Raw genomic sequence first — 12,655 nt, 5'->3', positions numbered from 1 at the left:
GTCGCCGTCACATCGGCCGCGACCATCGAAGCAAGGCAAGGGAGAGGAATTCACATGACCACCACGGACGGTGAGGTGCGAGTCATCGACGCCGGGAAGCCCCCGACGCGATTCGCGCGCGGCTGGCACTGCCTGGGCCTGGCCGACTCCTTCCGCGACGGAAAGCCGCACACCATCAAGGCTTTCGGCACCGAGATCGTGGTGTTCGCGGCCGAGGACGGCACCCTCAACGTGCTGAACGCGTACTGCCCCCACATGGGCGGCAACCTGGCCGACGGCACCGTCAAGGGCGACTCCATCGCCTGCCCGTTCCACGACTGGCGCTGGAACGGCAAGGGCAAGTGCACCGGCATTCCCTACGCGCGCCGCGTACCCCCGCTGGCCCGCACCAAGGCGTGGCCGACCATGGTCGAGAACCGGATGCTGTTCGTCTGGAACGACCCGGAGGGCAAGCAGCCTTCGGCCGAGCTGGCCATCCCACGCATCGATGCCGCCTTCAGCGACGAGTGGACCGACTGGACCTGGAACTCCATGATCGTCGACGCCAACTGCCGTGAGGTGGTCGACAATGTCGTGGACATGGCGCACTTCTTCTATGTGCACTACGGCTTCCCGACCTTCTTCAAGAACGTCTTCGAGGGCCACACCGCCGGCCAGTACATGACCTCCGTCTCGCGTGCGGACATGATGGGCGAGACCGCCAAGGCGCTGGGCGGCGAGAACGTGCTGCGGTCGGAGGCCTCCTACTACGGGCCCTCCTACATGATCGATTATCTGAAGAGCGAGAGCCCGAACGGCCTTGTCGTCGAAGGCTATCTGATCAACTGCCACTATCCGGTCAACGAGAACCAGTTCGTGCTCATGTATGGCGCGATCGCCAAGAAGCCCGAGGGCATGGCCCCCGACCAGGCCGAGGAGATCGCCGACAGGTTCGTGGGCGGCCTGGGCAAGGGCTTCGAGCAGGACGCGGCCATCTGGAAGCGCAAGTCGCGCATCGACAATCCGCTGCTGTGCGAGGAGGACGGGCCGGTCTACCAGTTGCGTCGCTGGTATGAGCAGTTCTATGTGGACGTGGCCGAGGTCAGGGACGAGATGACCGACCGCTTCGAGTACGAGGTGGACACCACCCGTGCGGTCACCGCCTGGAAGGCGGAGGTCGCCGACAATATCGCCAAGCGCGAAGCCGCCGTGGCGAGCCACGTCTCCGACGCCGCGCAGGTCTGAGAGGCGTTGTCATGGACCAGGTTCGGTGCCTGTCCTGCGGGACGTGCGTGCTGGTGGAGAAGTACAGCGACCAGCACACGAGCGTGCAGTGGAACAGGGACGCGCAGGCCGCCTGCACGGAGATGAGCAATAAACCGCGTGCTCATACCTGTCACGCGCTGCGGACCGCCATCGACGACGCCGTCGCCTCGGGTGCGTTGAGCGTCAGCACGCGTGACGTGGACGTGCGCACTCGAGGACGGACTCTGGCCTGAGCGGGGTCGCCGGGTGCGGCCGGAATCCTCCGGATGGGCCTCCCGACATCGTCGGCGGTCGGCCCTGAAAATCGGATACCCGTCCGGGACGGGCTCGAAACTGACAGCGCAGGAATGGAACTGGTGGAACGGATGACGGTCACGGACTTCGAGGTAGACGAGGCCGTGGCGCCCACGGGGGTGAGCGGGATCACATCGGTGCGGATCGTGCGCGTGGTGTACGAGACCGCGGACGCGGTGTCGCTCGAGCTCGCGCCGGAGGTCGCGCATACCGAACGGTTCTCGTATCGGCCGGGGCAGTTCCTGACCCTGCGGATTCCGAGCGAGCTGACCGGATCGGTGAGCCGCTGCTACTCGCTGTCGAGCGCGCCGCACGAGGACGGGCCGCTGAAGGTCACCGTCAAGCGGACCGCCGACGGCTACGGCTCGAACTGGCTGTGCGACAACGCCGCCGAGGGCCTCGTCCTGGACGTGCTGCCGCCCGCCGGCGTCTTCACCCCAGAGTCGCTGGACACCGACCTGCTGCTGTTCGCCGGCGGCAGCGGCATCACCCCGATGCTGTCCATCCTGAAATCGGTGCTGGCGCGGGGCTCCGGGCACTGCACGCTGATTTACGCCAATCAGCACGAGAATTCGGTTATCTTCGCCCGAGAGCTCGCGGAACTGGCTGCCGCGCACCCGGATCGCCTCCTGGTGCTGCACTGGCTGCAGTCGGTCCAGGGCTTGCCGAGCGTGGCCGGCCTGGCCGCGATGGCGCGTCCATGGGCGGGCCGGGAGGTTTTCGTCTGCGGTCCCGGCCCGTTCATGGACGCGGTCGCGGCGGCCGCGGCCGAGCTCGGCGTCGACCGCAAGCGCGTGCACTCCGAGAAGTTCGTATCCCTGTCGGGCAACCCGTTCGAGGCCGACACGGCCGCAACCGACGTCGTGGCCGATGACGACGACGCCGCCACCGTGCAGGTCGAGCTCGACGGCGCGAATCACGAGCTGACCTGGCCGAGACAGCAGACCCTGCTCGACACCATGCTCGCCCGGGGACTCGACGCCCCGTACTCGTGTAAGGAGGGTGCCTGCAGCGCCTGCGTGTGCCGAGTGGTTTCGGGCGAGGTGAGCATGCGCCGCAATGAAATTCTGGAGGACGCGGACATCGCCGACGGCTATGTGCTGGCCTGCCAGGCCGTCCCGGTCACCGACGACGTCACCGTCACCTATTCCTGATATCCCCCATACCCAGAGGAGTATCACCATGGCTTCCTTCGCCTCGCTCGGCTATGTGCGCGCCCGGATCGCCGACGTGGCCGCTTGGCGCGCATTCGCCTTCGACACCATCGGTTTCGCCGAGGGTTCCGGCCCCGATCCGGATTCGGTCTACCTGCGCGTCGACGAGCACACCTACCGGCTCGAGCTGGTGCCCGGCGAGCGAGACGAGGTCATCGCCGTCGGCTGGCAGGTCGCCGATCGCCGCTCGCTGGAGCTGGTGCGCGAGACCCTGGAGAAGGCTGGAGTCGCGGTCACCACGCTCTCGCTCGCCGAGGCCGCCAACCGGCACGTCGAGGAGGCCATCGCCTTCGTCGATCCGTCCGGCTTCACCATCGAAGTCTTCCACGGCCCGCTGTTGGACCACAGCCCGGTGATCGGCAAGTTCGGGAACCGGTTCGTCACCGGCGATCTGGGTCTCGGCCATGTGGTGCTGCCGGTGCGAGACATCGAGGAGGCGCGCCGGTTCTACACCGAGGTGCTCGGCTTCGCCTCGCGCGGCTCGTTCCGGGTGGGGCCGCCCGAGCATCCGATCTGGATTCGCTTCATGGGCGTCAATGCGCGCCACCACAGCCTGGCGCTCATCCCGGGCTCACGGCCGGACGGGCCGGGCATCGTGCACGTCATGTTCGAGGTCGACTCGCTCGACGATGTCGGCCGCGCCCTGGACCGGGTGAACAGGGCGGGCTACCACCTGTCGTCCACGCTGGGCCGCCACACCAATGACAAGATGATCTCCTTCTACGTCCGCACGCCAAGCAACTGGGATCTCGAGTTCGGTTGCGAGGGAATGCTGGTCGGCGACGACTACCTGGCCGAGGAGATGACCGCCGACAGCTACTGGGGCCACGAGTGGTCCAGGGGCTGACCCGCGTCGGATGACGTCGATCTGGCCGCTGAAGCCCACGCGGCTGCGAAGGGCGCGCTGAGGGAAGCGTGGAAGGCGGTGAGCACGCTGCCCAGAAAGCGGCGTCAGGCTCGGATGGTCGCACGGCCCAGGCGGCATAGATCGGCAGGGCAGAGCCCATCATCACGCCGCCACACTTCCTCGTCGACGGCCTCTCGTTGTGAAATGTGTGCCACCGCGGTGAAACCGCAGCGTTCGAGCAAGGCGGTCAGGGACTCGGGCGTGAAATAACTCAGCCAGGGCTCGCCCTGCTCGGCCGTGGCCGGGATGGCGAATTCGCCGTAGACGCGGCCGCGTTCGTCGCGTAGCTCCGGCGGCAGGGCGTACTCCATCACCAATTCAGTGCCGGGCGCGAACGCCGAAAGCGTATCGAGAGTGGCGGTCACCGCGGATTCGGTGAGGTACATGGCGACACCCAGCCAGCTCACCAGCGCCGGTCGAGTGGGATCGAAACCGTGGGCCGCGAGTTCGGTGGCCAGATCGTCACATTCGAAGTCCACACCGACGAACCGCGTCGCCCCCGGATCGATCCCCGCAGCGGACAATAATTCCCGCTTCCATTCCTGCGTCGCCGGATGGTCCACCTCGAAAACGGCTGTGCTGGTCGCCAGCGGGGAGCGGTAGGCGAAGGAGTCCAAGCCCGCGCCGAGGACGACATACTGGTCGAACCCGGCCGCCAGCCGGGCCTCGGTGTAATGGCTGCGGGTGGTGACCGCAGCGCGAGTGCCGCTGAGCACGGGATGGTCGCCGAACTCACGGTGATAGGCGATGAGTTCTGCGGCCCGCTCACCCAGCAGCGCCTCCGCCACGGTGTCCTGAAAGAGATACGGCGCGCTGTCCACGATCAGATGCGCCGCGCGACCGGCGGCCGCCATCATCGCGGTCCGGCTCGGGCCATTCTCCATCGAATTCTCCCTTCGAGCACTGTTCGCGGAATTACCGCGAGACATGATGCTAGACAAGGAAATTCGATTACGTGCTCACCATATCACACGAAGATAAATTCCCGATTACGGTGAAACGGCTTCGGCTCATCGATCCGTGAAGGTGATCCGGACGGTGACCGGATCGCTTTCCAGGGTCGCGAAGACGCCGCGCGTGAACCGGGCCAGCGCCGGATGCGGGGCGAAGGCGCGGGTGCGGGCCACCACGTCATCGTCGGGGAGCAGGACGGCGGTGCCGGTGCGCCAGCGACCGCCTCGGCGGACGCGGACATTCGGGTTGGCGGAGATGTTCAGGCCCCAGCCCGAACGCAGGCCGTGCTGGCAGATCGCCCACGCGCCGTCCGCGTCGAAGAGCATGGACACCGGGACTCGGCGCGGCTCACCGGATTTGCGGCCGATGGTTTCGATCTCGGTGGCGAAGGTGGTGCGGACGCCGATCTTGCCGAGGGCGCGGATGGTCGGGTTCATGACGTAGTGGCCCACGGCGCGCTCGGTGCGGAACTTGCGGTCGGCGCGGTCGGCGGCGGAGCGCGGGGTGGCCGAGCGCTTGCCGCGGAAGGCATCGAAGCCGTTGCGGCGCAGCATGGTTACCACCGTGAGCCAGGGTGAGGGATCGGGATCATGGCCCGCCCCTTTCGTATTGCGGTTGGCTGGGACCTGACCGCTGGCCGGTGGCAGGGGATCGTGCAGGGTCGGTTGTCCGGATCGAGATGCTGCAGGCATGGCGTGGGCCCCGATTCCTCGTTGAAGGGTTGGGCGGCGGTCTACACTTGGGTAGACCAATCGGTGTATCCACGAACGTAGTACACCGATCGGTATACAGCAAGGAGGAACCGTTCATGGGTGCCCGCGACCGCCTCATCGACAGCGCCATCGCTCTGATGCGCTGCAACGGCATCGCCGGGACCGGCATCGCGCAGCTGCTCGACCACAGCGGCATCTCCCGCCGGTCCATCTATCTCAATTTCCCGGGCGGCAAATCCGAGCTGGTCGCCGCGGCCACCCGCACCGCCGGGCAGGCCACCAGCGCGCTCATGCGAACCGTCACCGCCGACACCGATCTGGCCGGTGCCGTTGCGACCTTTCCGGCGCTGTGGCGCGACGTTCTGGTTTCGAGTGATTTCACGGCCGGGTGCCCGATCGTGGCCGCGGCGCTCGGACGATCGGAATCGCCCGAGGCCGCCGATGCGGCGGGGGAGACCTTCAGCGAGTGGGAGGACATCCTCGCCGACCGGCTCGAGGCCGAGGCCGTGGAACCCGTCACCGCCCGCTCGCTGGCCACCACCATCATCGCCGCGGTCGAGGGCGCGGTCGTCATATCGCTGGCGACACGCTCGACCGCGCCCCTGGAACGGGCGGGCAAGCAGATGGCCGATCTGGTCGCCCTGCACACCGGCAAGCAGACCCCGGCCATCTGAACGTCAGATCAGGCTCGAGCCGTCCTCGTCGCGGACCGCCGGGCGCGGATGGCGGCCTTCGGCGGCCAGCACCCGCTCGATTTCCGCCAACTCCGGAATCGAGGCGCTGGCGCCCAGTTTCGTGGTCGCCAGCGCCCCTGCCGTACAAGCCCACGCCAACGCGGCAGCGGGACCCTCATGCCAATGCGCGGCGAGCGCCCCGGTGAAGCTGTCGCCCGCCCCGGTGGTATCCACCACCCGCACGCGAACGCCCGGGTGCGTCATCGCGACATCGCCGGGACCCCGATAGGACGCACCCGCGCCACCGAGCGTCGTGATGACATGCGGGACACCGGCCAGAGCCGAGGCCAGCCGCGCCGCTTCGCCTTCGTTGACAACCGCCACCTCGACCTCGGCCCACAAGCTGTCCGGAAGCTCTCGCGCCGGTGACGGATTCAGCATCACCGTCGTCCCGTTCGCCCGCGCGTGCCGCGCCGCAGCGAGCACCGTCGCAACCGGAATCTCCAACTGGCACATGAGAACATCGGCCGCGGCGATCGTCTCCAGGTCCGCCGCCGTCAATTCCGTCATCCGACCGTTGGCTCCGGCCACCACGACGATGCTGTTCTCCCCGTTCCCGTCCACGATGATCGTCGCAATCCCACTGGGCCCCTCGACCTCCCGCAGCCGGGCGACTCCAACCGCGGCCTCCCCCAACACCTTCCGCAGCGCCGTCGCGAACACATCCCCGCCGACCGCCCCCACAAAGTCGACCTCGGCCCCAGCCCGCCGCGCCGCAATCGCCTGGTTCGACCCCTTCCCGCCCGGCACCAGCGCAAACCCGTCCCCGGACACCGTCTCTCCGGCGTCCGGCCGCCTGCCGACAGTCGTCACCAAATCCATATTGATGCTGCCCACCACCGCGACTCGCGCCATACTCCGAACCTCGCTCAACCGAGGGCGGATTCGACGGTGGCCAGGGCTTCGGGGGTCACGGGGCCGGTGATCCGGGTGATGGTCGGCTCGGGCGCGGTCATGAGGGCTCGCTTCCGGTCGGGGTGCTGTGGCCGGGTTCGAGGGGTGGGCCGGCGACGGCGGAGAAGGTGCGGCATTCGGGTTCGCAGGAGGACGGGGCGGTGCGGAGGGCATCGTCGCGGACAATGAGGAAGGCCAGCGCGGCGGCCGCCACCATGAGGATGACGCAGGTGAGGATGGCCAGGCGAAAGCCGTGGGCGAAATCGGGCGGGTTGGTGTAGGCGGCGCCGGTGAGGCCGGCGAGGGGTGGTATAGCGGCCACGCCGAGAAGACCGGCGGCGCGGGCGACGGCATTGTTGACGCCGCTGGCCACGCCCGCGTGACGTTCGTCCGCGGTGGCGAGCACGGTGGCGGTGAGCGGGGCCACCGCCAAGGTGAGGCCGAGGCCGAAAACCAATGCGGCGGGCAGGACATCGCCGACATAGGAGGTATGGAGGCCGATGCGGGTCATGAGCAGCATGCCCGTCGCGGCCAGCGCGACGCCGACCGTGATGGGCCGGCGCGGGCCGATGCGCTGGGCCAGCGCGCCGGAACGGGCCGAGAACAGCAGCATGAGCACGGTGACCGGGAGCATGGCCGTGCCCGCGGCGATCGGGTTGAAACCGGCCACCACCTGCAGCGTCAGCACGAGCAGGAAGAAGACCACGCTCATGGCGCCGTACATGATGAAGGTGACCACGTTGATGGCGGTGAACTGCTGGGAGGCGAACAGGTCGACGGGCAGCATGGCCGCGGGATCCTCGCCGCTCCGTGACCGCCGCCGTTCGACCACCACGAACCCCACGCCGGCCGCGACACCCGCGATCGCACTGCCACACACCAGGATTCGATTCGTATCGTGCGCGGGCGCCAGGGTGAGGGCGTAGGTGATCCCGGCCAGGCACAGCGCCGCCAGCACCGCACCGAGCACATCGAACTTCCCGCGCGCCTCGGCGTCCCGCGTCTCGGGCACATGCCGCATCGTCACCGCGACCACCACCGCGGCCAGTGGAATATTGAGCAGAAACACCCACCGCCAACCGGCCGCCTCGACCAGCCACCCGCCCAGGAACGGACCGATCGCAGCGGCCATGCCGCCCAACCCGGACCAGGCGCCGACTGCGCGCGCCCGATCGCCGGGCCGGAACGAGGCTTGAATAATGGCCAGCGACCCGGGCGTCAGCAGCGCACCACCCACGCCTTGCAGGGCACGGGCCGCGATGAGCATCGAAACATCTTGCGCCGCACCGCATAACGCGGAGGCAACGGCGAACCACACCACCCCGATCAGGAACACCCGCCGCCGCCCGTACCGGTCACCCAGCGAACCGCCCAGCAAGATCAATCCGGCCAGCGTCAGCGTGTACGCGTTGACCGTCCATTGCAGGCCCGCCATGGAGGCGCCGAACTCGTCGCCGACCCGCGGCAGCGCCACATTCACGACGGTGGCGTCCAGCATGGCCATCCCCGAACCGAGGACAGTGGCGAGGAGAACCCATCGGCCGGTGTCCGAGGACAACCGGATGCTCGCGGTCATGCAACCCACGGTAACAACCTGCCCCCGACCGGCGGCGGATCGTCATCAGTAATCTGTTCCCATGACCGCTCCCACGACCACCGGCCGGGACGCCGTCCGCGAGGCGGTGCACGACTCGGCGCGCCGAGCTCGGGTGGCGTCTCGGACGCTCGCTCAGCTGACCACCGCGCAGAAGGACGCCGCGCTGCACGCCGCGGCCGACGCGCTGCTCGCGGCCAAAGAGGCCATCCTCGCCGCGAATGCCGAGGACATCGAGATCGCCAAGGCAGGCGGCACCGCCGAATCGCTGCTGGATCGGCTGCGGCTGACCGGGGCGCGCGTCGACGGAATCGCCTCGGGGCTGCGGCAGGTGGCCGGTCTGCCCGATCCGGTCGGCGATGTGGTGCGTGGATCGACGCTGCCGAACGGCCTGGAAATCCGCCAGGTGCGGGTGCCGCTCGGCGTGGTCGGCATGGTGTACGAGGCGCGGCCGAATGTCACCGTCGACGCCTTCGGACTGGCGCTGAAGTCGGGCAATGCCGCGCTGCTGCGTGGTTCGTCCTCGGCGGCGAAATCCAATGCGGCTCTGGTGCGGGTGCTGCGGGAAGCGTTGCAGGCGCAAGGACTTCCGGCCGACGCGGTGCAACTGCTGCCCTCGGAGGATCGGTCCAGCGTCACGCATCTGATCCAGGCGCGCGGGCTGGTGGACGTGGTGATCCCGCGCGGCGGCGCGGGTCTGATCAACGCGGTGGTGCGCGACGCCCAGGTGCCCACGATCGAGACGGGCACAGGCAACTGCCACGTGTTCGTCCACAAGGACGCCGATCTGGACATGGCCGAGTCCATCCTGATCAATGCCAAGACCCGGCGGCCCTCGGTCTGCAACACCGCTGAGACGGTGCTCATCGACCGGGCCATCGCCGATGTCGCGGTGCCGCGCATGATCAAGGCGCTGGAGGACAAGGGCGTCACCATTCACGGTGACCTGCCGGGCCTGGTGCCCGCCACCGATACCGACTGGGCCGACGAATACCTGTCCCTGGACATCGCGTTGAAGGTCGTCGACGACCTGGACGCCGCGGTCGAGCACATCAACCAGTGGGGCACCGGCCACACCGAGGCCATCGTGACGGCCGATCTGAAGGCCGCCCGCGAGTTCACCGCTCGCGTGGACGCCGCCGCGGTCATGGTCAACGCCTCGACCGCCTTCACCGACGGCGAGCAGTTCGGATTCGGTGCGGAGATAGGCATTTCGACGCAGAAACTCCACGCCCGCGGCCCCATGGGCCTGCCCGAACTAACCTCCACCAAGTGGATCGTGTGGGGCGACGGGCAGATTCGCCCGGTCTAGCACCCAGCAGTTGATGAAAGGACAGGCCGTGGCTCCCACCACCGCAACCGACCAGGAGCCGATCTTCTCGTCGGTCGACGATGTGATCGAGCGGCTGGCCCGCACCGGCTATCTGGCCGACAAGGCCACCGCCACTTCGGTTTTCCTCGCCGACAGGCTCGGCAAGCCCCTGCTCATCGAGGGTCCGGCCGGTGTCGGCAAGACCGAGCTGTCCAAGGCCGTCGCGCAGGTCGCGGGTGCCGAGCTGGTGCGGCTGCAGTGCTATGAGGGCGTGGACGAGGCGCGAGCGCTCTACGAGTGGAACCACGCCAAGCAGATCCTGCGCATCCAGGCCTCCTCGGAGAACGACTGGGCCGAGACCAAGGCCGACGTCTTCACCGAGGAATTCCTGCTGGAACGCCCACTGCTGACCGCCATTCGCCGCAGTGAGCCGACCGTGCTGCTCATCGACGAGACCGACAAGGCCGATGTCGAGATCGAGGGCCTGCTGCTCGAGGTGCTGAGCGACTTCTCGGTCACCGTGCCCGAGCTGGGGACCATCACCGCGAGCCGCAAGCCGTTCGCGGTGCTGACCTCCAATGCCACCCGCGAGCTGTCCGAGGCGCTCAAGCGGCGCTGCCTCTACCTGCACATCGACTTCCCGGACGAGGAGCTCGAGCGGCGCATCCTGGCCAGCCGGGTGCCGGAGCTGAAGCCCGCGGTGGCGGCGCAGCTGGTGCGGATCGTGCACGTGCTGCGCGGCATGCAGCTCAAGAAGCTGCCCTCGGTCGCGGAGTCCATCGACTGGGCGCGCACGCTGCTGGCCCTGGGCGCGAAGGATCTCGACGACAAGACGGTCGCGGCCACGCTCGGAGTGGTGCTCAAGCACCAGGCCGATCACGTGCGCGCCCTCTCCGAGCTGAAGCTGGCCTGACGTCATGGCGGGCGGGACGGGGCCTTCCAACGGCAGAGAGAACACGCCGCGCGGACTGGTTTCGGCTGCCATGCGGGCCATTTCGGGTGGGACGCCGGCCAAGCCGGTGACGGTGCCGGGACCGACGGCCGAGCACGGACTGCAGGGGCATCTGGTCGGATTCGTGGAAGCCCTGCGTGGTCGGGGGATTCCGGTCGGACCGTCCGAAACCGTGGACGCCGGACAGGTTCTCACCGTGCTGGACCTCATGGACCGGGAGGCCCTGCGTGAAGGCCTGGCCTGCGCACTCCTGCGCCGCACCACCCAGCGCGCCACCTTCGACGGCATGTTCGACCTGTGGTTCCCGGCCGCGCTGGGTGAACGCGTCGGGGCGGAGGACATCGCGCTGCCCGTCAAACCGGACGGCATGGTCGACATCCTCGAACTGCGGAAGATGCTGGCGGAGTTGCTGATCCAGGACCCGTCGGGTGAGCAGGCGCAACAGTTGCAGGCGCTGGCCGCGCAGATGGTCGACCAGATGGGCCAGTACCAGGCGGCGGGCGGGCCATCCTTCTCCGCCTACCAGACGCTGAAGGATCTGCAGCCGGAACTGCTGGTGAGTAAGATCCTCGCCGGTCTCGCCCAGGGCATGGACAATTCCGACTTCGACACCGAGGTCGCCCGGCGCACGGCCCGCCGGCGCATCAAGGATTTTCGCGGCACCGTCGAGGCCGAGACCCGCCGCCGGGTGGCCGAGCGCATCGGCCGCGACCGGGTGGCCACCTATGGCGTCGCCCGGCAGGCCGAGGATGCCGACTTCCTGCGCATCTCGCAGGCCGAACTCGACGAGCTGCGCCGCGGCAGCCAGCGGCTGGCCCGCGTGCTGGCCTCCCGCCTGGCCGCACGCCGCCGCCGGGCCCGCCGCGGCGAGATCGACCTGCGCAAGACCATGCGCAAATCCATGTCCACCGGCGGCGTCCCGGTCAACCTGGTCACCCGCAAGCCGCGGCCCGGCCGCCCGGATCTCGTGCTGCTGTGCGATATCTCGGGCTCGGTCGCGGGTTTTTCGAGTTTCACCATGCTGCTGGTGAACGCCCTGCGCGAGCAGTTCTCCCGGGTCCGCATCTTCGCTTTCGTGGACCGTGTGGACGAGGTCACCCAGCTGTTCGACGCGGCCACCCCGCTGGATCAGCTGACCCGCCGCATCTTCACCGAAGCCGAGGTGGTCGGCATCGAGGGCCACTCCGATTACGGCTCGGCCCTGGAGGGTTTCGCCGAGCGGTACCCCGACGCGGTCACCAGTCGTACCTCCCTGCTCATCCTGGGCGACGCCCGCACCAACTACCGCGACCCGGCGCTGGGCACCCTGACCAAGCTGGTCGCCACCGCCAAGCACGCCTACTGGCTCAACCCCGAGGCCGAGAAGATGTGGGGCACCGGCGATTCCGCCGCCGATCGCTACGCCGACATCATCGAGATGCACGAATGCCGCTCCGCCCGCCAGCTGACGGCCCTGGTCGGTCGCCTGCTCCCCGTCTAGGAGACCCCGTGGACGTGCTCGCCTTGCCACACCAAACCCCGGCGGGGCGGAACCATGGGAGGGCGACGTCGTCGCCAAGGTCGGCGACAAGATCTTCGCCTTCATCGGCAGCGGTGAGTCCGTCGGCCTGAAGTGCGGCCGCGACCGCGCCGACGCCGACGAACTCGTCCAGTTGTATCCCGGCGACGTCTCCGCCTCGGCCTACATCGGCCGTTTCCGCTGGAGCGGCGTCGAGGTCGGCGTCCGGGGCCCCGACGACGAACTGCGCGAACTCATCGACATCTCCTACGACGCCATCGTCAGCAAGCTGCCCGAATCCGAACGGCCGCCCGGATGAGCCCCGCCGGTGCGGGGGCGGGGCA

12 protein-coding genes and 1 pseudogene are annotated in these 12,655 nt (G+C 68.5%); 9 read left to right on the top strand and 4 right to left on the bottom strand.

All coding sequences use genetic code 11. The annotated features are described in order from the left end of the window. Positions 1 to 54 precede the first annotated feature (54 nt). From GLP40_RS10440 to GLP40_RS10425, 4 genes are all read left to right on the top strand, one after another. On the top strand, positions 55 to 1,224 hold the full coding sequence (locus GLP40_RS10440; protein WP_154787616.1) for a Rieske 2Fe-2S domain-containing protein: 1,170 nt from the start codon (positions 55 to 57) through the stop codon (positions 1,222 to 1,224). Positions 1,225 to 1,235: 11 nt separating this feature from the next. Then, the gene (locus GLP40_RS10435) at positions 1,236 to 1,478 is read left to right on the top strand and encodes a hypothetical protein (RefSeq protein WP_154787615.1); all 243 of its coding nucleotides are present in this window, start codon (positions 1,236 to 1,238) and stop codon (positions 1,476 to 1,478) included. A gap of 132 nt (positions 1,479 to 1,610) precedes the next feature. After that, a complete protein-coding gene (locus tag GLP40_RS10430; RefSeq protein ID WP_154787614.1) occupies positions 1,611 to 2,693 on the top strand; it encodes a ferredoxin--NADP reductase in 1,083 nt (360 codons plus the stop codon). 28 nt (positions 2,694 to 2,721) lie between these two features. Continuing rightward, positions 2,722 to 3,600, top strand: a complete 879-nt coding sequence (locus GLP40_RS10425) for a VOC family protein (protein ID WP_154787613.1) — start codon at positions 2,722 to 2,724, stop codon at positions 3,598 to 3,600. Between the two features lie 104 nt (positions 3,601 to 3,704). Here GLP40_RS10425 and GLP40_RS10420 read toward each other — a convergent pair whose 3' ends face one another. Next, the gene (locus tag GLP40_RS10420; protein WP_230329422.1) at positions 3,705 to 4,544 is read right to left on the bottom strand and encodes a class I SAM-dependent methyltransferase; all 840 of its coding nucleotides are present in this window, start codon (positions 4,542 to 4,544) and stop codon (positions 3,705 to 3,707) included. Between the two features lie 126 nt (positions 4,545 to 4,670). Continuing rightward, complete coding sequence (locus tag GLP40_RS10415; protein WP_154787612.1) at positions 4,671 to 5,306, bottom strand: nitroreductase family deazaflavin-dependent oxidoreductase; 636 nt, start codon at positions 5,304 to 5,306, stop codon at positions 4,671 to 4,673. A 116-nt stretch (positions 5,307 to 5,422) separates the two neighbouring features. Here GLP40_RS10415 and GLP40_RS10410 point away from each other — a divergent pair, with 116 nt between their 5' ends. Next, positions 5,423 to 6,001: a TetR/AcrR family transcriptional regulator gene (locus tag GLP40_RS10410; RefSeq protein WP_154787611.1), complete on the top strand. Its 579-nt coding sequence runs from the start codon at positions 5,423 to 5,425 to the stop codon at positions 5,999 to 6,001. Positions 6,002 to 6,004: 3 nt separating this feature from the next. On the opposite strand, the gene GLP40_RS10405 is transcribed toward GLP40_RS10410, so the two are convergent. Then, positions 6,005 to 6,916, bottom strand: a complete 912-nt coding sequence (locus GLP40_RS10405; RefSeq protein WP_154787610.1) for a ribokinase — start codon at positions 6,914 to 6,916, stop codon at positions 6,005 to 6,007. A 97-nt stretch (positions 6,917 to 7,013) separates the two neighbouring features. Beyond that, complete coding sequence (locus tag GLP40_RS10400) at positions 7,014 to 8,531, bottom strand: MFS transporter (protein ID WP_154787609.1); 1,518 nt, start codon at positions 8,529 to 8,531, stop codon at positions 7,014 to 7,016. Between the two features lie 61 nt (positions 8,532 to 8,592). Here GLP40_RS10400 and GLP40_RS10395 point away from each other — a divergent pair, with 61 nt between their 5' ends. The 4 genes and pseudogenes from GLP40_RS10395 to GLP40_RS10380 form a co-directional block, all read left to right on the top strand. Beyond that, a complete protein-coding gene (locus GLP40_RS10395; protein WP_154787608.1) occupies positions 8,593 to 9,861 on the top strand; it encodes a glutamate-5-semialdehyde dehydrogenase in 1,269 nt (422 codons plus the stop codon). 13 nt (positions 9,862 to 9,874) lie between these two features. Then, on the top strand, positions 9,875 to 10,774 hold the full coding sequence (locus GLP40_RS10390) for an AAA family ATPase (protein ID WP_154787607.1): 900 nt from the start codon (positions 9,875 to 9,877) through the stop codon (positions 10,772 to 10,774). Positions 10,775 to 10,844: 70 nt separating this feature from the next. Next, entirely contained in the window at positions 10,845 to 12,293 is a 1,449-nt protein-coding gene (locus GLP40_RS10385) for a vWA domain-containing protein (protein WP_154787606.1), read from the top strand. 58 nt (positions 12,294 to 12,351) lie between these two features. Next, positions 12,352 to 12,630: pseudogene (locus GLP40_RS10380) on the top strand (MmcQ/YjbR family DNA-binding protein); the annotation flags it as partial. Positions 12,631 to 12,655: the final 25 nt, after the last annotated feature.

It is taken from the genome of Nocardia aurantiaca, assembly GCF_009708175.1.
Classification (GTDB): domain Bacteria; phylum Actinomycetota; class Actinomycetes; order Mycobacteriales; family Mycobacteriaceae; genus Nocardia; species Nocardia aurantiaca.
The sequence above is the reverse complement of the archived record's forward strand: the minus strand, read 5'-3'. Positions and strand labels throughout refer to the sequence as shown.